At 42.7% G+C, this 22,608-nt stretch carries 16 protein-coding genes and 2 riboswitches; of the genes, 8 read left to right on the forward strand and 8 right to left on the reverse strand.

The features are described from left to right. Nucleotides 1-499: 499 nt before the first annotated feature. The gene (locus A4S05_RS03845) at nucleotides 500-1,813 is read left to right on the forward strand and encodes an aminopeptidase P N-terminal domain-containing protein (RefSeq protein ID WP_069068501.1); all 1,314 of its coding nucleotides are present in this window, start codon (nucleotides 500-502) and stop codon (nucleotides 1,811-1,813) included. Nucleotides 1,814-2,118: 305 nt separating this feature from the next. On the opposite strand, the gene A4S05_RS03850 is transcribed toward A4S05_RS03845, so the two are convergent. Continuing rightward, nucleotides 2,119-3,309 (reverse strand): sensor histidine kinase, encoded by a 1,191-nt coding sequence (locus A4S05_RS03850; protein ID WP_069068502.1) that lies wholly within the window; start codon nucleotides 3,307-3,309, stop codon nucleotides 2,119-2,121. A gap of 440 nt (nucleotides 3,310-3,749) precedes the next feature. Further along, nucleotides 3,750-3,976, forward strand: a riboswitch (cyclic di-AMP (ydaO/yuaA leader). A gap of 97 nt (nucleotides 3,977-4,073) precedes the next feature. On the opposite strand from A4S05_RS03850, the gene ntrB reads away from it, so the two are divergent. From ntrB to A4S05_RS03875, 5 genes are all read left to right on the forward strand, one after another. Further along, nucleotides 4,074-4,925 carry a nitrate ABC transporter permease gene (gene ntrB / locus A4S05_RS03855; RefSeq protein WP_176726903.1) on the forward strand — a complete coding sequence of 284 codons (852 nt, stop codon included), beginning with the start codon at nucleotides 4,074-4,076 and terminating at the stop codon, nucleotides 4,923-4,925. A 152-nt stretch (nucleotides 4,926-5,077) separates the two neighbouring features. Next, the gene (locus A4S05_RS03860; RefSeq protein ID WP_069068503.1) at nucleotides 5,078-6,520 is read left to right on the forward strand and encodes an ABC transporter substrate-binding protein; all 1,443 of its coding nucleotides are present in this window, start codon (nucleotides 5,078-5,080) and stop codon (nucleotides 6,518-6,520) included. Nucleotides 6,521-6,976: 456 nt separating this feature from the next. Then, the gene (locus A4S05_RS03865; protein ID WP_069068504.1) at nucleotides 6,977-7,813 is read left to right on the forward strand and encodes an ABC transporter ATP-binding protein; all 837 of its coding nucleotides are present in this window, start codon (nucleotides 6,977-6,979) and stop codon (nucleotides 7,811-7,813) included. A gap of 16 nt (nucleotides 7,814-7,829) precedes the next feature. Further along, nucleotides 7,830-8,047, forward strand: a riboswitch (cyclic di-AMP (ydaO/yuaA leader). Nucleotides 8,048-8,226: 179 nt separating this feature from the next. Then, nucleotides 8,227-8,847, forward strand: a complete 621-nt coding sequence (locus A4S05_RS03870; RefSeq protein ID WP_069068505.1) for a universal stress protein — start codon at nucleotides 8,227-8,229, stop codon at nucleotides 8,845-8,847. Between the two features lie 114 nt (nucleotides 8,848-8,961). Then, nucleotides 8,962-10,299, forward strand: coding sequence for an ArsB/NhaD family transporter (locus tag A4S05_RS03875; protein WP_069068506.1), 1,338 nt, complete (start codon nucleotides 8,962-8,964; stop codon nucleotides 10,297-10,299). A 205-nt stretch (nucleotides 10,300-10,504) separates the two neighbouring features. On the opposite strand, the gene A4S05_RS03880 is transcribed toward A4S05_RS03875, so the two are convergent. Further along, nucleotides 10,505-10,708, reverse strand: coding sequence for a high light inducible protein (locus tag A4S05_RS03880; protein ID WP_069068507.1), 204 nt, complete (start codon nucleotides 10,706-10,708; stop codon nucleotides 10,505-10,507). Nucleotides 10,709-11,194: 486 nt separating this feature from the next. Between A4S05_RS03880 and A4S05_RS03885 the strand changes: the two genes are divergently transcribed. Then, nucleotides 11,195-14,314, forward strand: coding sequence for a hypothetical protein (locus A4S05_RS03885; protein ID WP_069068508.1), 3,120 nt, complete (start codon nucleotides 11,195-11,197; stop codon nucleotides 14,312-14,314). Nucleotides 14,315-14,630: 316 nt separating this feature from the next. Here the strand turns inward: A4S05_RS03885 and A4S05_RS03890 are convergent, their stop codons facing one another. The 4 genes from A4S05_RS03890 to A4S05_RS40005 all read right to left on the reverse strand — a co-directional run bounded on the left by A4S05_RS03890 (nucleotide 14,631) and on the right by A4S05_RS40005 (nucleotide 18,526). After that, entirely contained in the window at nucleotides 14,631-15,305 is a 675-nt protein-coding gene (locus A4S05_RS03890) for a HupE/UreJ family protein (protein ID WP_069068509.1), read from the reverse strand. 361 nt (nucleotides 15,306-15,666) lie between these two features. Next, nucleotides 15,667-17,418: an ABC transporter ATP-binding protein gene (locus tag A4S05_RS03895; RefSeq protein WP_069068510.1), complete on the reverse strand. Its 1,752-nt coding sequence runs from the start codon at nucleotides 17,416-17,418 to the stop codon at nucleotides 15,667-15,669. A gap of 190 nt (nucleotides 17,419-17,608) precedes the next feature. Then, a complete protein-coding gene (locus A4S05_RS03900) occupies nucleotides 17,609-18,262 on the reverse strand; it encodes a septal nanopore formation protein FraI (RefSeq protein WP_069068511.1) in 654 nt (217 codons plus the stop codon). Nucleotides 18,263-18,265: 3 nt separating this feature from the next. Further along, a complete protein-coding gene (locus A4S05_RS40005; protein ID WP_141699639.1) occupies nucleotides 18,266-18,526 on the reverse strand; it encodes a hypothetical protein in 261 nt (86 codons plus the stop codon). Nucleotides 18,527-18,690: 164 nt separating this feature from the next. Between A4S05_RS40005 and galE the strand changes: the two genes are divergently transcribed. Next, entirely contained in the window at nucleotides 18,691-19,689 is a 999-nt protein-coding gene (gene galE, locus A4S05_RS03905) for a UDP-glucose 4-epimerase GalE (RefSeq protein ID WP_069068512.1), read from the forward strand. An 88-nt stretch (nucleotides 19,690-19,777) separates the two neighbouring features. Here the strand turns inward: galE and A4S05_RS03910 are convergent, their stop codons facing one another. Next, nucleotides 19,778-20,476 (reverse strand): hypothetical protein, encoded by a 699-nt coding sequence (locus tag A4S05_RS03910; RefSeq protein ID WP_141699640.1) that lies wholly within the window; start codon nucleotides 20,474-20,476, stop codon nucleotides 19,778-19,780. Beyond that, nucleotides 20,451-21,722, reverse strand: coding sequence for an urease accessory protein UreH domain-containing protein (locus A4S05_RS03915; RefSeq protein ID WP_069068513.1), 1,272 nt, complete (start codon nucleotides 21,720-21,722; stop codon nucleotides 20,451-20,453). The genes A4S05_RS03910 and A4S05_RS03915 overlap by 26 nt, the downstream gene beginning before the upstream one ends. Nucleotides 21,723-22,608: the final 886 nt, after the last annotated feature.

Here is a 22,608-nt window from a genome sequence, read left to right on the forward strand (position 1 = left end):
TTTGAAATTTCAAGGTTGTATCAAAAATCTACCTACGAAACAGAAATTTATTTTATGTTTAATTAAACAGACTTAATTTAAATAGAAGCTATCGCTTTTTTATTATGGGTTGAGGAGACATATAGGACTCATATTTGATTTGGTGAAAAAACTCAGTACAACTAATAAGCCTTCTTTCCTGTTGCCTGTTGCCTATTGCCTGTCTACGCAAATTCGTTCAGAAATCAAAGCGGATTCCTATAGCTTTTATACTGTGTGTTGTTAGATTTATGAAATGTCAGAATTTATATAAGATAACAACAAGATCCCCGACTTCTTTAAGAAGTCGGGGATTTAAGTGTTTCGAGATAATTGTTTATTATCCAATGATTTATGACTTGAATCGAAACAAATATTGGTTAGAATAACTTAGATTAGCAACTATTCAGAGGCATGATCTGTGCATACTCTGGTTGCCAAAAGTGTAAAATAACACAATACTTTAATACATACATCAGCTATGCAAGCAGAATATCGGCAGCGTCGCGAGCAATTAATGGCAAAAATTGGTGATGGTACAGCCATTTTTCGCAGTGCGCCAATGGCAGTAATGCACAACGATGTCGAGTATGTTTATCGCCAAGACAGTGATTTCTTCTACTTGACTGGTTTTAATGAACCACAGGCAGTAGCAGTGTTAGCGCCGCATCATTCAGAACATCGGTTTGTACTGTTCGTCCAACCGAAGGATCGGGAAAAGGAAGTATGGACTGGTTATCTTTGTGGGGTAGATGCAGCCAAGGAAATGTATGGTGCTGATGAAGCTTACCCCATTAGCGAGTTAGATGAAAAGTTACCGCAGTATTTAGAAAAAGCCAGCCGCATTTATTATCACTTAGGACGCGATCGCACCTTCAATGATCAAATCCTGAGACATTACCAAAGTTTACTGCGGACTTATCCGAAGCGCGGCACTGGGCCGATCGCTATTGAAGATACTGGTCCTGTCCTCAACAGCATGAGATTGATCAAAAGCGAAGCAGAGTTAGAATTGATGCGTCAAGCAGCTGCGATCGCTACCGAAGCACACAATTATGCCCAAGAAATTGCCGCACCCGGACGTTATGAGTATGAAATACAAGCGGAGATGGAACGCATCTTTCGCGTGCGGGGTGGGTTAGGGCCAGCTTACCCTTCCATTGTGGCTTCCGGCGCGAATGCTTGCGTACTCCACTACATTGAAAATAATCGTCAAATGCAGGATGGAGAATTACTACTAATTGATGCCGGTTGTGCCTACGGTTATTACAACTCCGATATTACGCGGACATTTCCCGTAGGTGGCAAATTTACGCCAGAACAAAAAACCCTGTATGAAATTGTTTTAGAAGCACAAAAACAAGCGATCGCTCAAGTGCAACCAGGTAATCCTTTCAACTTAGTTCACGATACAGCAGTGCGCGTCCTCACAGAAGGTTTAGTTGAACTTGGCATTCTCAAAGGTGAAATTGACAAGTTAATTGAAGAAGAAAAATATAAGCCATATTATATGCACCGCACCAGTCATTGGTTAGGTTTGGATGTCCATGATGTGGGTGTTTACCAGCACGGTGAAGATAAACCGCAGATTTTACAACCAGGTCAAATTTTGACAGTGGAACCAGGACTATATATTGTGCCAGATACGAAACTAGCAGAAGACCAACCAGAGACAGATCCTCGATGGGTTGGTATTGGTATTCGTATTGAGGATGATGTATTAGTTACACCTGCTGGACATGAAGTGTTAACTGCGGGAGTTCCCAAAGCGGTAGATGAAATCGAAAGATATTAAAGAAGTCGGAAGTCGGAAGTCGGAAGTCGGAAGTACAGTTTTGTAACGGGGATTTAGAACAAGACTTATATCCTTGCGGCTTGGTTTAAAGCAACAGGACTTAAACCCGCCGAATCATCACAAAGACGCGATAAATCGCGTCTTTTGTCTTAACCGAACAGTATTGGTTTGTAAAGCCCTGGTGATTGGAAATCGCGGCTATACAGACAAAACCCACCTCCGTGGGTTTAAAACCCTTGATTTTGTATTAGTCCACGGAGGTGGACAATGCTAATGTAGTCGCGATTTACAATTGCCCAATACTTTTAAAATTCCATTTTCAAGGGAAAAATGACGGTGAAAGTAGAACCAACGCCTACCTGCGAGGCTAGGTTAATTTGGCCTTGCAATAGTTTTACCAACCGCGATACTATTGCTAACCCCAACCCTGTACTATCGGGAAGATAGGGGCGATCGCTAGCACTTACACGAAAATAGGGTTCAAATATTTGGTCTTGGTTTTCTGGTGCAATGCCAATTCCTGTATCAGAAACGGCGATCGCCCATCTCTGATTCTCCAACACCTGACACATTATAATCACAGTCCCCGACTCTGTATAACGAATCGCATTACTAATAAGATTTGTGATAATCTGTTGCAGTTGGAAAGAATCTGCCATTACCTTTTCGGGAGCGCGATCGCAATCCACCACAATTTGTAAATTTTTTCCCGCAGCTAAAGGTTCTAACATTTCACACACATTACCAATTAATTCACGCACATCGGTAGGCGCTAATTGGAGTTTTATCTGTCCCGCTTCATAGCGCGAAAGTTCTAATACATCATTAATCAGATGAAGTAACTGTCTACCATTGCGTAGTACCCGCTCAATATGTTCTAAATTGGTAAAGTTGTCTTTTATCTCAGTCTTGCGTCGTTGTTGGCGTAAAAATAGATCCGAGTAGCCAATAATGGAAGTGAGGGGATGTTTCAATTCGTGGGCTAATTGGGAAAGATACTCTTGATTGGCGCTAATTAACCGCGTGAGTTCCTGATTATGGAGCGTTAGTGATGCTTGCAACCGGTGTAATTCTCGCAAGCGTTGCTCAACATAACTCTTGAAACATTGAGCGATCGCTTCATCTACAATCACATCAATCAAACGCATGGAACGAATTATCTCTGATGGGGTTCCCTTCAATAAATCTGCTTGTATAGCATCAAATATTACTGTTCGCAGCAGATGATATTCTCTGGCAATTTCTGCTGGATCAAAGCCTTGTTCGGCTCGAATCGCTCCATGCTGAAAACTGGCAGTAACCATTGACCGAATATCATTATCCTGAGATTTTGAAAGAACTGTCACCATTGCTTTCAAAAGATCAGGGATGTGATCCTTTACTGCTGTATAAGATAGTTCATCAGCACTTTCAATGCGTCTATCCTTGCGAACTGCTGCAATCCATTGCTTCAGGATGATATCCGTTTTTTCAGCCAGTATTTGACTAAAATCCATTATGTTAAATTCAGCTAGGAGATAGATGAGTAAACTTCCATATCCAAATAGTTTAGCGACTGAAATGGCGATCTACCAAAAAAATTGATATGTTCCACCTATCAATAGAAATAGATTTTGCAAATTCTTTCGTTGGTTAGATTAACTAACCGTAAATAAAAATTATGCGGTATAATATATATCCTAAAAGCAAACAATAAAACTCTTGCAGTCAACAAGCTTGATACTTGACTTAATTAAAATATTTAGCTTACTGTGTAAGGATTTCAGTCACAATACAACCAAAATTAGAGATTTTCTTGATTACCGAAAAGCCAATGTAGGTACTTGACTTCAGTATTAAAATAAACAACATTTACCATAAAACAGATGTAGTTACTAAAGCATTAATGTTATGCTCTACATATAGATGTTATAATGTGCATAATTTAGTATCTATTCGAGTAAGTCAGCCTAATCCAACGCATCATAGTGCGTGACGTTGGAGCGGAGGAACCAAATTGTGGGGCGAATCTTATAGAAAGTGAGGAGTTGAGAGTGAGGAGTTAGGAATTAAATAAAATTTAATAACTCATAACTCATAACTCATAACTCATAACTCTCTTAAGAAGGGCATCTCTCAGCCCTAGCCCGTCAGCTAACTTCGTAGGCATTGAGAGGAGACTGAAGAGACGGCATTTTTATAATGTCCCGATCTCATCAGTGTCCAAGGCTGGTACTGCTCAGACTTTTTGTACCTGCACTTAATTCTGTTGAGGTCGTCAATGATATTTCAACTCAATTTAGCAGCGATCGCGGCGATCGCTGGGCAAGCTGTTTGGAGAAAGACAAAACCTGTCATTTTTAGAGATGTCTTCTTTTTACCAGTATTGGGCTTCTTGGGAATAATTGTGCTGTGGTGGATTATTGCACTTGCCAACCATCAATTGATGCCCACTCCACCAGAAGCGCTAATCGCTAATTTAGACTACATCTTAAATCCCTTCTACCAAAGAGGCCCAGGCAACTTAGGAATTGGTTGGTTGTTAATAGCAAGTCTGCGTCGGGTATTAATAGGCTTTTTGTTAGGTGCGGTAGTAGCGATTCCTTTGGGGTTTCTAATTGGAATGTCCAGACCGGCAATGCTAGCACTTAATCCGATAATTCAAATTTTTAAACCCGTATCGCCCCTAGCTTGGCTGCCTATCGCCTTAGCAATTTTCAACTTAGCAGATCCTTCCGCCATTTTTGTCATCTTTATTACCTCCTTATGGCCAACAATTATTAATACCGCATTAGGAGTTTCTAGCGTTCCCAAAGATTATTTAGATGTGGCACGAGTGCTAGAAATGCCACGTTGGCGACGAATTACAAAAATCATTTGGCCTGCAAGTTTGCCGTATGTTTTTACAGGTTTACGAATTAGTTTAGGCATAGCTTGGCTAGTAATTGTTGCCGTGGAAATGCTTACAGGTGGTGTTGGTATCGGCTTTTTTGTCTGGGATGAATGGAGTCGTTTAAACCTGAGTTCAGTCTTTTTAGCTGTGTTGATAATTGGCTTAACTGGGTTAATCCTAGATTACGCCCTGGGCAAAATCCAAGAATTAGTAACCCATCGCCCTAGAACTGCCAACTAACTAAAGGGAATTTTAGATTTTAAATTTTAGATTTTGGATTGAAGAATTGAAAATCCAAAATTTAATAATATCTGTTCGCGCAGTGTCTAATCAAACAAATCTAAAATCCAAAATCTAAAATCCAAAATTGATCCACCAGTGGAGCTACAAAAATGGGTGATAATAACTGGACTCGACGAGATTTTATTAAAGGAATCGGAGCAACCACAACCGGAATAGCGCTATCTTCCTGTGGAATTTCAGGAGATAGATCAGCCAAAGGACTAACTGAAGAAGCCTTAGCTGTACAACCAGTAGTTAGATCCCAAGACCTAGAAAAATCTGACCTTACCATTGGTTACGTTCCCGTTAATGATTGTGCGCCATTTGCGATCGCCTGGAAAAAAGGTTTCTTCCGCAAATATGGTTTGAACGTTACACTCAACCGCGAAGCTAGTTGGGCTAATTCCCGCGACGGTTTAATTTTTGGTCGCCTGGATGCTTCACCCGTAGTATCCGGTGCTGTCACCAACGCCAGAATTGGTGCTGAAGGCGCACGCCAAGCCTCCTTGTGTGCAGCCATGACCATTCATCGTCATGGTAACGCCATGACAATGAACAAAGCCATGTGGGATTTTGGGCTGCGTCCGTGGTACGAATATCAAGAACAATATGGCGATGGCGCTTTGGAAGCCTTTGGGCGCGATTTCCGAGGCTATTTTGAGAAGCAGTCGTCAGAAAACAAAGTCTGGGCGGTAGTATTAAGTTCTGCCATTTATGAATACTTTGTCCGCTACGTATCCGCCGCCGCAGGTGTTGATCCTCTCAAAGAATTTCGGATCATCATCGTTCCGCCCCCTCAAATGGTAACAAACGTGAGGATTGGTGCCATGCAAGCTTACATGGTTGCAGAACCCTGGAATACACGAGCAATAACAGGTAATGAAAACATCGGCTTTACCTTCGCACAAGGAAAAGAAGTCTGGTTAGGACACCCAGATCGACTTTTAGGAGTGATGCAATCTTTCATCGAAAAATATCCCAAAACCTATCGTTCTCTAGTCAAGGCGATGATTGAAGCCTGTCAGTATTGCAGCAAAGTAGAAAATCGCCAAGAAGTAGCCGAACTACTTACAGACCGTTCCTTTACAGGTGCTAAACCCAAAAATCAAGATGCTCCAATTGCCAAATTTACAAGTCCCGGAATTCTGGGCAACTATAATTACGGCGGCTTTGACGGCAAAGACCGCACCATCCAAGCCGATGACACCACGATTTTCTTCGATATTCCTGACAACCTTCCCAAACAGCCAGGAGAACACTCGACATTCTTATGGAGATCGAGAAGTATCTGGTTAATGACACAAGCAGCCCGGTGGGGACAAATTAAGGAATTCCCCAAAAATGCCCAGAAATTAGCCGAAGATGGCTGGAGAACAGATTTATATCGGGAGATAGCATCAGAAATGGGCATTCAGTGTCCCAAGGATGATTACAAGGTCGAACCACCAGAAGTATTTATAGATAAGAAAGGCTTCGATCCCAGCGATCCGGTGGGTTATCTGAATAGTTTTGCTATCAGGGCTAACGCTCCCACTAACTTTTTCATGTCGTGAAGTACCCCTTTTTGCTTCGCTGAAAAAGGAGCTTCCAATTTCAACTACAGCAACGACGGTCTTATTCGTCTTTTGGGTTTTCCGTTTCATCCGCTCTTGCCACGTTAGGCATTCCTATTACTAGAAATTCGGAACTAAATCTGATGATGGTCTTACAAAACGTCAACAGGCAGCCGCCCGTCTACCACAAGCAGTTTGATTTTTATTTGCACAACACCGCTTGGATTTATTGCAATATGCAGACCAGCTAACAGTGTTCTTTCCCCGATCTACCGATTTATCTGCGGCAAGTATCTTACTACTACTTTGAAGTTAGCCTGTCTGTTCAATACGGTCGGGTGGGTCAGCGACCATTTATATCATACGTCGCTAATGCTGCGCTATCAGCAGCCAGCATCCTTTTGATCGGAAACAATCCAAAATTGATTGACTAGATTATTTCGGGAGCATTTGATGATGGAATATACTTCATTACCTATTAATACCCAAACCGAAGTTATGCCCCGCACTGGATTTTTAGAAATTGAAAATTTAGTCAAGTCTTATCCGACACCTGATCAAGAGAACTTTGTCGTTTTAGATGGAGTTAATCTGACCATTGGTGAAGATGAATATATTTCTGTAATTGGTCACTCAGGTTGTGGAAAATCAACTCTACTCAAGATAGTAGCTGGTTTAGAAAAAGCAACTTCCGGCTCAGTCCGGCTAGATGGAAAAGAAATTCGTCAGCCAGGAGCCGAGCGGATGATGGTATTTCAGAACTATTCTTTGTTACCTTGGTTAACAGTACGAGAAAATATCCGTTTAGCTGTGGATGAAGTGCTAAAAAATGCTAATCGGGCTGAGAAAATTAGCATTGTAAATCAGCACTTGGCAATGGTAAACTTGACGGCGGCGGCTGACAAATATCCTGATGAAATCTCTGGAGGTATGAAACAACGAGTAGGTATTGCCAGAGCTTTAGCAATTCGTCCTAAAATGTTGCTGATGGATGAACCTTTTGGGGCACTAGATGCGCTAACTCGTGGCAAATTGCAGCGGCAAGTATTAGATATTTGGGAAAATAATCGTCAAGCAGTGATGATGATTACCCACGATGTAGACGAAGCAATTTATATGTCCGATCGCATCGTCTTGATGACCAATGGCCCAGCTGCTAATATCGGGGAGATTTTAGAAGTTCCTTTTGAGCATCCACGCGATCGCGCCGCCATGCGAAACTCAAAAGAATATTTTGAACTCCGCAACCACGCCCTAAATTTCCTTGATCGATATTTTGCCCAAGACGAGTAAATTAGATTATCATTTTTTTAGTGGGTAGCCTAATTCAAATTCATGAAAGCTGGATTTGAAACGGAGGAACCAATGTTTGGGGCTAATCTTGCAGAGAGCGGCAATTTAAGAGTAAAAAGTGAAGAATAATTAATTTTTAACTCAACACTCAGCACTCACGACTCAGCACTCCTAAGAGAGAGACACCTTCCAGTCTTAGCCCGTCAGCTAACTCCGTAGGCAATGGAAGGAACCCCCAAGAGTTTGGCTGTAATACAGTTATTATTGGGGTTTCCTTGACTGATTTAAGATTTGAGATTTTGGTTATCGTTACTCAATCTAAAATCCAAAATCCAAAATCCAAAATTTGTCCCCCCTGCTTCTCATTGCTAATTCATTTCATTGGGAGAAGTAAAGCTGTGCAAATCAAGCCAATGTTAGCACGTCTACAAAGTGCCACAGGTCGAGATGACTTAATTGAACAAATGGTACTGCTGCCAGAACCAAAAAAACCTTTTTATAACAAAGCTCAAAGCTCAAAAGCGGTTAATTTAATTGTTGCTTATGACGGATCTCCCAAAAGTCATACGGCATTAGATGTTGCCTTTTGGATTGCCCATCAAACCCGTTTAGCTACTAATGTAGAAGTTACAGTTCAAGCTGTTTATGTATTAGAAGATAATCAAAGCAGCCAGTATCCAAATATCTTGAGTTTTCCACAACAACAGCCTTCATTGGAATGTCAGGTTAGTGAAGTATCAAAGTCTGTCACACTAGTATTAACTCAACCAAAATTGCAGACAGTAGTAACTCCCCTACAACAAGCAGATATAATTCTCTGGCAAGCTCGAAGTTTGGCTGAAGAATGGCAGGGTTGCTTCAAATCTCATTTGCGCTTTGGCTGCATTTCCACAGAACTAGCCAAAGTTGTTGAAGCAGAAAATGCCGATATTCTGTTTTTAGGTTGCAACTCTGTGAATCATCCGATGATTGAGGCACTAGGCTCTAATTTTCCCTGCGCCGTTTTGGGTATTCCCAGTTGTATTGATGAATAATCGCTATTTCAAATTTCAGTAATTTTTATCCAATTTTAATCACAGATAAGTCACCTATAAATAGGTGGCTTTTTTCGCTACTATTCAACCAATTAAACTTCGAGAGGTTAGGGTGTGGAAAACTGGCAAGCAATCCTTAGTGTGATTACGTTTATAAGCGTCATTGTTTTAGTAATGACAGAATGGGTACATCTCACTATTGCGGCATTATTGGGAGCATTATTATTAGTTTTTAGCAACGTCATGACTTTGCAAGAAGCTGTTGGTTACATCGGCAAAAGTCATGGAACACTCGGTTTATTTTTTGGAGTTATGGTGTTAGTACGGGCTTTTGAGCCTACGAAGATATTTGATTATTTAGCCACTCAAATAGTACTTCTAGCTAAAGGACAAGGCAAACGTCTATTACTTGGTATTGTGGCTATAGTGACACCCATTTGTGCAGTCTTACCAAATGCCACAACAGTAATGTTGCTAGCACCTTTAATTCCACCAATGGCGGAAGAAGTTGGGATAAATTTCGTCCCCTTATTGATTTTAATGGTGTTTGTTGCTAATAGTGCCGGACTGCTGACTTTAGTTGGTGATCCTGCTACATTTATTGTCGGTGATGCTGTAAATATCAGCTTTACAGATTATTTATTGGAATTGAGTTTAGGAGGAGTAATTGCTATTGTCATAGTGATTGCAACGCTACCATTTTTATTCCGTAAAATTTGGAATACACAGTTAGATAATCTTGAAGAACTGCCGCACCCGCAAATAAATCATCCACGTGCTTTAAGCTTTGGTGCAATTATTGTATTTTTCGTCCTATTATTTTTTGTCATCGGAGAATCTTTACCAGTTCCGATTTCACCTGCTGCCGCAGCTTTGTTAGGAGCAGCTTTAGCTTTGCTTTTATCTCACCATAGCAAAATTGATTCAGTTAACAACATTTTGCGGGATGTAGACTGGAGTACATTGATATTTTTTATGAGTATTTTCGTTCTAATTGGAGGACTAGAAAAAACAGGTGTAATCAATGGCTTATCAGGAATATTGGCAGTAATTTTAGGAAAAAATATTATCCTGGGTTCCCTATTTTTATTATTTTTTGTGGGGATATTATCTAGCGTAGTTCCTAATATTCCTTTAGTGGTGGGGATGGTTCCCTTACTTAAACAATATATTGTGACTGTCGGATTAGCACCCACAGAAGTTTTAGCACAAGACTTTCAAGGACAGTTTCCGCCAGAAGTATTACCCCTGTTTTATGCCATGATGTTTGGTGCAACTTTAGGAGGTAATGGCACACTTGTAGGTGCATCATCTAATATCGTAGCCGCTGGGATTTCTGAGCAGCATGGACGCCGCATTTCATTTAAAACTTTTCTCCACTACGGTATTCCAGTGATGCTATTACAACTGGTAGCTTCAGCTTTATATGTGTTAGTTCGCTTTTTACTTTAGCTCTGAGTAGGCGTAAGTAATTAAAAGTTTGTAATAAGCGGCTCCATCTCTCAAAGTAGAGCTAAAGCCGTTTTAGGTGTTTAATTTCTAGTACTCCACCACATTAATTTTGATAAGTTCTTAGTGAGTAACTTTAGCCCTGCTTGAAGCACTAAAGTGCTGACTACGAAATATTTTCAGCAGTCAAAATGGCTGTGGCAGACTATTAGTAACCGATTATGTGTAATACGTCGCGCAGAACGCTAAAACCAGCTAAATCCCAAAGTAAATAGGCAAGAAAGCCAATAGCTGCTAATCGACCATTCCAGATTTCGGCTTGAGGAGTCCAGCCAAACAAAAATGCGTTGCGATCTATGCCGTTATAAGCTTTAGCAACAGTTGATAAATCAGTTGAAGGACGTGTTTCCATTTTTTTTACTCAAGATGTGTTTGTTAACTTTAATGTAGCTATTTATAACTAAACTGCTTTATGCCTATAGGAACAAACTATAGGCACTTCTTCTGGACGATAATCAACAACATATTGGTACGGACAAATCCACCTTGAGAGGGTGACAACAAATAACTATGTAAATAAATCCAAATTATGCATTGACAAGTTTACAATTGAGGCAAATAAATCGCTATAAATCAGCAATCAAAAATTAAAATGAACGATATATACATAATCTTATCTGCCAATTAGATGAAGTTTTTGCCAAGAGATAAGAAAAGTTATATCTTGCGCTGGATGAGGGTTTCAGCCTTTGGATGGATGCTTTAAACAGCTAAATTCTACGATTCTGATCTAAAGAGTTAGGTATTGCCATAGGTACAAAAATAAATAAATACTAAGAGTTGCTTCTCAAGAAAATCTTAATTCCCCCAAATTTAAACCTTAGAAGAAGGAAATACAATGTTCCAAAGTACGGACATCATGCTAGGACTCTACAAACCACTATTGTGGGTGGCACAGATTCCAGCAGAATCCTCAAACGTCACACCAGCACAGGCATCGGCTCTCGTTTCCGGGCCGCGCTTTTTTGTGGCTTTAATCTCCGGCGTGATTCTAGCCTTTGCTTTCCAATTAGTTCTAACTAATCTCTCCCTTGCAGCCGGTATTTCCTACCTGGGGCACTCATCTGATTCGGATTCAGATGATGGGGAAGTCGGAAGTTTGGGTGGCAGCATTCGCAAAATCGGCACAGCAGTGGGGATTTGGACATTAATCACTGTGACGATCGCCTTATTAATCGCTTCTTTCCTCGCAGTAAAATTGAGCCTGGTAATCTTAGATCCAGGATTGGGAGCGATTCTCGGTTTGGTGATTTGGGGTGCTTACTTTCTAATTCTCGTTTGGGTAAGTTCCACCACAGTAGGCTCCTTAATTGGCTCAGTCGTCAATACAGCAACCTCCGGGTTTCAGGCGATTATGGGGACTGCTACCGCCGCACTGGGCGCTAAAGCTGTGAATAACCAAGTGGTCGCAACAGCTGAAGCCGCCGCCGCCGCCGTTCGTCGGGAACTAGGAAGCGCCATTGACCCCGTAAGTATCCGGGAAAACATTGAAGATTACTTAGAAAAGATCCGTCCTCCAGAAATCGATGTGTCAAAGATTCGGAGTGATTTTGAAAATTTACTCAACGATCCGCAGTTAAAAGCGATCGCAGGGACTCCAGATATCCGCAACATCGACCGCCAAAAGTTCATCGAGTTAGTCAGCAGCCGCACCGACCTTTCCAAAAAAGACGTTAGCCGCATTGCTGATACGCTGTATAAAGTTTGGCAGCAAGTGGTAAGTCAGCAACCACCCACGGAAGACCGTTTGGGTGAGTTGATGGATTATCTAAAATCACTTCCACCAGGACAAAGCAAGACAGATGAACTCAACGCCAAGCTGGATCGGTTAGTCGCAGAAAAGGGTGGTTCCAAAGAATCTGACCAAAAGGCAGCTACGGGGCCAATTCAAAGTACACTCCAGCAAGGACTATCTGCCTTAACCGGCATTGTGTTGGGAAGAACAGATTTGTCTGATTTGGATGTAGAAAAAATCTTGCGTAGCCTCACCACTGCCAAAGATAAAGTCACCCAAGAAGCAGATAAGCTAGGGTTGCCAACACCATCGCAACCTTATAGTCCGATTCGGGCTGATGTAGAAAATTACCTCTACAACACTTATGCTTGGCAACTGAGTCCAGAAAAAATCACTCAGGAATTTCATGATGTCATCTACGACCCCGCAGCTGACCCTGGAATCGTCCGCAGGGAACTAGAACGACTATCTCGTAATGATTTCGCCAAAATCCTCCAACAGCGGGGATTGCTCACTCAAGGACAAATTCAGCGCATTGCCGATCGGTTAGAAACTGTCCGTAAAGAAGTGCTAGTGACAGTGAGAGCGAACGAAGAAAGAGATATAGTCCAAGATTTGCAACGCGCAGTGGAAAGTTATCTGCTCGTTACTCCAAAAGCAGATTTTACAGCCGAAGGCATTGAGCAGAATTTCAAACCTCTGTTGCAAGACCCAGAGGCAGATTATGAAACTCTGACATTGCGATTGGCGCAGGTTGAAAGGCAGGAAATTCGGGAGATATTGCTGCAACGTAATGATGTCCAGCTATATGAAGTAGACACCATTCTGGATGAGTTGGAAAAACAACGCGATCGCGTCTTGGTAGAATCCAAAGGACTAGCTGAACAGGCACAATATCAAGCAGAAACCCTGTGGCTGAATGTAGAATCATATCTGCGTAACACCGGAAAATCAGAACTGAATCCTGATGCCATCCGCGCCGACTTCAAAAAGTTACTGGAAGATCCCCAAGGTGGAATCACCTCAATTCGGGCGCGATTGTCTCGCTTTGACCGCGATACCTTGGTGCAATTGTTGAATCAGCGGGAAGATTTGAGTGAAGATCAAATTAATCAAATCATCAATACTGCTGAGGAGTCATGGCATAGTATTCGCCACACACCCCAAGCTTTAGCAGATAAGGCGAAAGAGCAATACGACTCTGTTACCACCACGATCGCAGATTATCTCCGGAATACTGGTAAACAAGAATTGAATCCAGAAGGTATTCAACGAGATTTGACCAGATTGTTTGAAAATCCCAAAGAGGGAGCGGTAGCACTACGCCGTCGGTTGTCGCAGTTAGACCGGGATACACTGGTGAAGTTGCTTAGTCAACGTCAAGATTTGAGTGAAGAACAAGTCAATGAAATCATTGATTCCACCCAAACTTCGATTCGCAACTTTGTACGTGCGCCTCGTCGCCTTGCTAGCCGCACACAGCAAAGAGTGGAAACATTCAAAGGTTATGTGGAAGAGTATCTGCGCCAAACAGGCAAAGAAGAACTCAATCCTGAAGGTATCAAACGCGACTTGCAATTATTGTTGCACGATCCACGAGTCGGGGTGGAAAGTTTTAGCGATCGCCTTTCCCATTTTGACCGTTCTACCATCATCGCCCTGCTGAAAATTCGGGAAGATATTTCTGATGAAGAAGCGGCGCGGATTGCCGACAACATTGTATCCGTCAGAGATCAATTTGTAGAACAAGTGCGGAATATTCAACGAGGCATTCAAGATGCAATTGATGGAGTTTTTGGCCGCATTCGTAACTACCTCAACTCCTTGGATCGCCCGGAACTTAACTATGACAGCATCAAGCACGATGTTCGCACATTCTTTGACGATCCCCAGGCGGGGTTTGATGCTCTGCGCGATCGTCTATCCTCTTTTGACCGTGATACCCTAGTGGCAATTATGAGTTCTCGTGAGGACATCTCCGAGGAAGATGCCAACCGGATTATCGACCAAATTGAACGGGCCCGCAACACAGTATTACAACGTGCAGAACGCATACAGCACGAAGCCCAACGCCGCCTAGAACAGGTGAAACATCAAGCCCAGCGGCAAGCAGAAGAAACCCGCAAAGCCGCAGCTACAGCAGCTTGGTGGCTGTTTGCCACAGCACTCGTCTCCGCGATTTTCTCTGCATTAGGAGGAGCGATCGCTGTAATTGCGCTGTAGTTTAAGTTGTCTCCGCTAACTTTTAAGCCTCCCGGTATGGGAGGCTTTTTTGTATTTAGGACTTACGCTGTAGGGTTTATTCATGAACATTGGTTTCAAGTTAAGCTTAAACGCTTATCCCACATACGTTTTACCCCCCTTAATCCCCCCTTGTAAAGGGGGGAAACAAGAAAATCTAGTTCCCTCCCCTTTACAAGGGGAGGGTTAGGGTGGGGTAACACGGTGATGGGATGGAACTCAATATCACGAGTGGGGGCGCACAGCTAGGTGTACGCCCCCACGAAGGAATGTATTCCACTGAATTGAAATATATTATTTAAATAACTGAACTGCTCAAAAACACAATGCCGATCGCACAGAAAGCGAAGCCAGCAATGGTAATTTTCCAGGGTAAAGTTCGGTTGGTTTCTCCCATACCCATTGCAACACCAATTTGTCTGGCACTCATGGCAACTGCAAACAGAGTTAAGGTCATACCTACTATATAGGCAATTAATGGTATCGTTCCTGCCCCAATAATAGATTCAGCAACAGTGTAACCCTGAAATAAACCAGCACTGATGCCCATCAGAGCAAGTACCACAAAGTTTGGTTGATTTGGCATCATCAGCATAGTACTAAAAATGATCGTAGAAATAGCGATCGCTATTTCTACACCTGGAAAATTTAGCTGGGATAGATGAATTACAATGCCCAATATTGCTGCTAAGACAAAACATCCAACTATCACAGCGCCACGAATAAACACAGATGAGAGTAAGCCAATAGCAACAATACCAACTAAACAATCCAAGCCAATTACTGGATCTGCCAGTCCCCAGAGAAAGCCTTCCCAGTAGTTAGAGATGGTATGGTCAACTGGTGTTCCACTTAATGAACTCAGCAAGCTAATTAAAAGTAGAACTGCGATCGCCCCAATATGGCGATACATTAAATTCGAGGTATAAAATTCCCGTGAAGTACGGAATGGTGATAATTTAGTTTTGAACATCACTATACGCCAAATTAGTTTTTTCGGTAATTTATACTACCCACTTACCCCAAAAAACTAACGTGGTAATTACGCTAGTACCGCAAGGCGGAATTCGTAATTCGTAATTCGTAATGACGCTCCTGCGTCGCTAACGCTGCGCTAACGTAATTCGTAATTAATTGTTTGCAAGGGTTTCAGATTGAAAACCCCAAGGCTAGGAATAGTAATACTTTTACCTCCTGCCTCCTGCCTTCTGCCTTCTGCCTCCTGCCTTCTGCCTCCTGCCTTCTGCCTCCTGCCTTCTGCCTCCTGCCTTCTGCCTCCTGCCTCCTGCCTCCTGCTATACTCAGCAAGTACACTGAATCAGTGGTTTAAGATATCACCGCAGTAATTCCTCAACTTGATGTTGGCTCCACAAAGTTCTGTATAAACCCTGTTGTTGTAAAAGTTCTAAATGATTTCCGATCTGAACAATTTTTCCCTTTTCCATCACAAAAATTCGATCAGCCGCCGCCGCTGCTGATAATTGATGGGTAATAAAAATTACTGTTTTGCGGTCTGTACCACTGGAAAGATTGTTGAGGATTTGTGTGGCTGTTTGATTATCCACACTAGAGAGAGCATCATCTAAAATTAACACTGGCGCATTGACCAGCATTGCCCTAGCTAAAGCAGTCCGTTGCCGCTGACCGCCAGAAAGAGTAATACCGCGTTCGCCAACAATAGTTTCGTATTGCTGGGGAAAATTGTTAATTTCTGATTCAATTTGAGCAAGTTTAGCAACATATTCTATCTGCTCTTGTTCGCTAACTGGATCGCCATAGCGGATATTATTTTTGATTGTGGTGCTAAATAGAAAGCTATCTTGAGGAACGTAGGCGATCGCAGATCGTAAATCTGTCAAAGCTATTTTAGTAATATCCAGCCCATCTAAAAACAACTGTCCTGATTCAATATCCAGCAAGCGCGGCAAAGCATTGGCCAAAGTCGATTTCCCCGAACCAATTGCCCCAACAATCGCTACAGTTTCTCCAGGAGCAATGGTAAAGTTAATATTTGCTAAAGCTGGAGTAGTGGAACCAGGGTAATTGTAGGTAAGATTTTTAGCTGTTAGTTCCCCTTTAAGTTCAGCCATCGGTAGATGTATCGCATCGGCTGCATCTTTAACTTTCGGTGTGACAGAGAGAATAGATTCAAGGCGATCTATACTAACTTCACCCCGTTGGTAGGCAGTAATTGTGAATCCTAAAAGGGCTGTGGGGAAAACCAGACGCTCTACATAAATTAACAGTGCTAAAAAGTCGCCAACCTGAAGTGTCCCAGAAGACATCCGCGCCGCCCCTAGCCAGATAATCACCAGTGAACTGACATTAGCTAGCCCACCAATTAACGGAAACAGCGTATTTCGGATTTTTGCCAGTTCTAAGTTAGCAGTCAATAACTGCTGATTTTTCTTAGCAAAAGCTCGACGTTCATTAGCTTCTTGGGCATAGATTTTAATTAAGGCAATGCCACTGATATCCTCCTGAATGAGTTCGCTGATGTCAGAGAGTTGCTCTTGGACTGCTGCTTGTTGTTTGCGTAAGCGATCGCTAAACAGACTCACCAGCAAGAGCATAAAAGGGTACACTGCCAGGGAGGCTAGTGTGAGATCCACACTAATGGCCAGCATTACAGGCAGTGTCAGGGCGTAGGCAAACACAGTATTTGCCAAACTCAAAACTGCAAAACCCAATAAACGCTTGATATTGTCCACATCACTGGTAGCCCGATTAATCAAATCGCCAGCAGTATTACTGGCAAAATAAGCCGGCTCCAGCTTGAGTAAGTGTTCAAAAATCCGTTGTTTCAGGTCAAATTCTACCTGCCGCCCCACCCCAAATAGCCAAATGCGGGATGCCATCCGCATTAGCCACATTGCCGAACTAAGCAAGACAATGATCACTACGTAATGTAGTATTTGGTTCCAACTGAAGGTTGTCGAGAGTTTATCGACACCAGCACGAATCAACCAAGGGATATAAACACCCAGTGCATTAACAGACAACAAAGCCAGAATGCCCAAGGACATTTCCTGCCAATGGGGTCGTAGGTAAGCACCGAGTTTAGCGAGTCGTCGAGATTTTGCCATTCAAGCAATTTTGCAACTTTATCATCATAGATTAACTGCTAGTCCCAGCAGACAGCTATGCAGAGGGAATAGGGAATAGGGAATGGGGAATGGGGAAGGGTAAAAACCTATTTGGAGACAGTGGGCTAAGTAATTCAACCCTTTGCCCTTTGCCCTTTACCCTTTACCCTTTACCCCTTTTTTTACTTTATTACCGCTGAACACGCAAGAACCTGTAAACTTCAGCGAGATAACTTTCCCAAGTTCTTGTTGTCAATAGCAACGTTTCTGAATTTGGTACAAAGTCTTCAAGCCGTAACCCGCGTGTGCGAATATCTTGAGGATTTCCTTGTAATAGGTAGGGAGGCACTCTCAAATTATAAGAAAGAATGCTATCCCCAGTCACATCAGAGATATTCACGGCAGTGGTTGGTTGCCCTAATGCTACCAGTGTCCCAGATATCGGTGCGGCACTTGCTACAGATGTTTCACCTGTCATTGCTAGAGGTGCTCTATAAAGAAAATAGGCGACTGCTGGTGTGCTTGCCAACAGCAAAATCGTCAGTGACCAACCTATCAGGTATCCTCCTGGTTTCTCTATTCCACCTCCTTTGATTTTCTGAGCTGCAAGAATCATCAGTAAAACAGAAGCTCCTAGAGGCTTGAGTGGAAAAGATATCATCCTCCACAACGACGCCACAGCTGGTTCGTTGGGGTTAAGAAATGACAGGGCTACGATTACCAAGATAACGACTAAGATTAATCGCCCTACAAAAGTTCCAGAGGGATAAAATCGCTGGAACAGAGAATATACGATAGTGCCAATCAGCAGCCACAGCAGTACTCGACTTAGCAATAGAAACATAGATTAACTCTCAAATTTTCTGGTGCGGTGAGCCAGTGTGGTGGTGAGGCAGTTCACTTTAATCGGGGTTTTCACGCCACTTCCTTCAACGGGAGGGAACCCCCGCAACGGAGTGGCTTCCCAGAAGGAACTGCCGTGCATAATTTCCCTGGATAAAACAACTGGCGACTTCCTAGCTTTAGCGACGCTATAAGCGTCACCCGTAAGGGCCAACCTAGAGGTTCCGGGAAATGGATTTATTTGATTGTCAAATTGTAATCGCACTGTTTGACTTAAAATACTTCAAACCTCACACCCAAAGACTACTACCGTCGTAGTGATTTTAGTGCAATTTTTTGACACTGCGCCTATTATTTATAATTTTCCAGAAGAGTAATGTAGCACCGGTAAACTAAATTAATTGAGTAATCCACTCAAAAGGAAAAACTATGTCGCCTGGAAAGCCTACCATTTTGGTAACAGGGGGAGCTGGATATATTGGTTCCCATACAGTGCTTGCCTTGAAGCAAGCGGGTTATAACGTTGTCATACTTGATAATTTGGTCTATGGGCATCGTGACCTTGTAGAAAAGGTTTTAGAGGTAGAACTGATCGTTGGGGATACAGGCGATCGCACTTTGCTAGATGACATATTTAAAACCCACGATATTTCTGCTGTGATGCACTTTTCTGCTTACGCCTACGTAGGAGAATCGGTGACTGACCCAGCCAAATATTACCGAAATAATGTCCTTGGTACTTTCACCCTGTTAGAAGCGATGCTGGCGGCATCTGTGAAGAAATTTGTCTTCTCTTCTACCTGTGCCACCTACGGAGTACCAGAATTTGTGCCCATTCCAGAAACCCATCCCCAAAATCCGATTAATCCTTATGGCGCTACAAAGCTAATGGTAGAGCGGATTCTCTCTGATTTTGATGTTGCTTACGGTTTCCAATCAGTGCGTTTTCGCTATTTTAATGCTGCTGGTGCTAATCCCAATGGCTTACTGGGCGAGGATCACAACCCAGAAACCCATTTGATTCCCTTGGTGCTAATGACCGCTTTAGGTAAAAGAGAATCCATCTCAATTTTCGGCACCGATTACCCCACACCCGATGGTACTTGTATTCGCGATTATATTCATGTCAACGACTTAGCAGATGCCCATATTTTGGGATTGGAATATTTATTAAAAGGTGGCGATAGCGAAGTTTTTAATTTGGGTAATGGCAGCGGTTTCTCCGTTAGAGAAGTTATTGCCGCAGCCGAACAGATAACAGGAATTTCCATACCAGTAGAAGAACGCGATCGCCGTCCTGGCGATCCCCCAATTCTCATCGGCACCAGCGAGAAAGCCAGAACAATCTTAGGCTGGCAACCTCAGTATCTATCCATCCAAGATATTGTCACTCATGCGTGGCAGTGGCATAAAAAGCGACATAAGTAGGAGGGAATGGGGAATGGGGAATGGGGAATGGGGAAGAATAATAATTATTATGTGCTTCCCCTACTCCCTACTCCCCACTCCCTACTCCCTACTCCCCACTCCGCCTCATATTTTGCAGTACAACAACTAATATGCCGATAAATCCGAGGATTGGAAGTGCGATCGCCCAAGTTGGTAATTTCTGAGATTCACCCTCTACTAAATCACCATTGACATCCCGTAGGTTTCGTGAGTTCTGTGTAGATCCACCTGCTACAGTAACTTCAAATTTGAAGTTAAAGGGTTTGAATCTTGCCCCGGAGGCTGGTCTACCATTTAGTTGCAACTCATAAATCCCTGGCTTGGGAAAGACAACTTCCGCCCCTGGGATGCCTTTATAGCGTTCAGCTGACACAGGTTCTAACTGTGGTTCTAGGAGTGGTGGCTCTCCCGCTGCATAGGGTTGGGCATAAACAGCCAACTCACAATTACACTGTGAGAGGGGAATCACCCTTCCACCTCTGCGGGTAAGGGCAAACCAAGCTTGAGAGGGTTCTCCAGCACGGGGATTATCATTTGGTTCAATGTGGAGAGTACCGCCGACATCTCCGGATACTTCCACTTTATGAGCAGATACAGGTTGCAGATTAGTTATTGATATAACTAAGCAACTCAGGAATAATAAATACTTTATTGTTCCTTGACTCTGCCAAAAAATGTTTTTGAGCGGGTAAAGCCTCTGTTTTTGACTCGTTGGGATGGAGCCAGAAAATAAGGATGATTTACCGCGATTTGGTTGGGGGAACATAAAACTTTTCTACGGCTAAATTTGACCAAAAAAAGCGCGATCGCACCATCAATACACTGAGGGTAATAATTCCCATCAGTACTGCTGCTAATTTATTTCCCCAAGTTGATTGCAAGGAACCCAGATAATGGGAACCAATCAACACAGCATGAATGGCACTCAAGAGCAAGGCTGGCACACCCAATAGATGAATCTGTCGCCAACGCTTGCCCAAAGATTTTTGCAAAGATTCCCAACTTGTTAAAGCGGCGGGGGACATTAATACCAATGCTACAGCACCCGCAGCCATACCCCACTGAAATTCTGGCGGCAGAAAAGAAAAGGCGGCAAAATTCCATTGCAATGAGTGTTCTATCATGTGGACGGTGTGAACCACAGAAAGCACAAAAGATCCCACTCCCAAGCCCCGGCGATAACGCAGTGGTGAAGCCCATAAGCCACTAATGGGACGCGCAATTAGCGCCAAAATTAAACAAATTAAAGCGGCGTGTCCGGTGTAATCTACCATTGTGTCACCAGTCCGCAATAAGGTGATGATGCCAATGGTGAGCGTCACCCAACCGCCTAATCGAAACAACTGACTGCGCCTGTCTTTACTTACCAATGATGTGGAGATGCCTACACCTAGCATTGTGGGTAAGGTTCCCAAGCCAAAAGCCAGCATAGTAGCTGTACCCATCCATAAATTGCCAGTTTCAGCGGCTTTAATTTGGGCAGCATACAGGAAACCACAGGGCATTAAACCCCAAGTCATCCCCAAAAGCATTGGTGTCCACCATTTGGTTTTTAAGGAAAGCTTAACCATTCCGCTGCTGAGGCGATCGTGTAAACTACCTTGCAATAGGGGGTGTAATACGGGAATGCGCGGTAGTAAATCGGGTTTTATTTGTCCTAATCCAAACCAAATCAGCATCACACCAGTTAGAATTGCCATCCAGCGCCGGAAGTCACTACCAACACCAGCTAGCTGTCCACCTTGTAGCAATACCGAACCCAGCGCCCCAATGCCAGCACCGACTAGAGCATAGCTCAACATCCGCCCTAGATTTAGCAGGATGTGAAATTTTAATTGCTGTTGCCAAGTCTCGGACTTTTCTAAGGTTGATGTCCGTCCTAAGGAGACTGTTTGCGCTATTTTTGGCTGATGAGACAGGGAAAATGCCACTGTTAGAGGGCCACACATCCCAAAGCAATGTCCAAAACTCCCCAGGAACCCCAGGATTGAAATCAGCAGTAAATCTACCATAAAAAAAGTCCTGAGTTCTGAGTCATGAGTCCTGAGTCTAAAAATAAAGATTTTGAAGAATTAAGAAGAACTTTTTTTCTCTTCTTCTTTGCTCAGTACTGAGTACTCAGTACTCCTCTAGTGCGGCACTTTAACTAAAGTTGCGATCGCTGTCAAAAGACAAAGCGTCAAACTTGATGTTTACTTATGAGGAAAGAAGAAAGCAAATATACCTGGCGATTAGAAATCGCGGCTACACAAACTTTCGTCCGCCTGCGCGGACTTAAGAAATTGGAAACCCGCGTAGGCAGGTTTTGTCCCCTGTAGCCGCGAATTCCATTCGCTAGGCTTTTTACAAAAGTGAGATTCTTCCAACGAGCCATCTGTCGATTGATAAGTACTTTTCCCTTAGAGCCTATTTAGTAAATATTAAGTAGAGTATATAACGGCTGTGTAGGTCTTGGATGGTTTGATAAAATCTATATTTGTTGCATTTTTCTTGACTTGAAAGTTTGAAACTGATATTAAATAATCATTGCTAGTTTGTTCTAATAAAATGAATTTCTATTGAGGCTTTGAATTAACAATAAAGTTGTCAACCTAGCAGTAAAGTCTTGATTTTACTAAATTAAACAAAAACTTATGTAGTAAGATTTAACTAAAATTCTAAGAGCCTATTTATAAATTAGATATTAAGTAGGTATGTTACGGCTATGTAAGAGGATGTTTGAAAAGTCATGATTGATGTATAAAATTTTTTTACCCCACCCTAGCCCTCCCCTTATAAAGGGGAGCCACTGCGTTGGGCGGCTTCGCCGACTTGAAGCATGTGGCGTGAGGGAACTGGATTTTATTGTTTCCACCCTTTATAAGGGGGGACTAAGGGGGGTAATAATTCGATTAAAAT

Source organism: Nostoc sp. KVJ20, assembly GCF_001712795.1.
In the GTDB taxonomy this organism is placed as follows: Bacteria; Cyanobacteriota; Cyanobacteriia; order Cyanobacteriales; family Nostocaceae; genus Nostoc.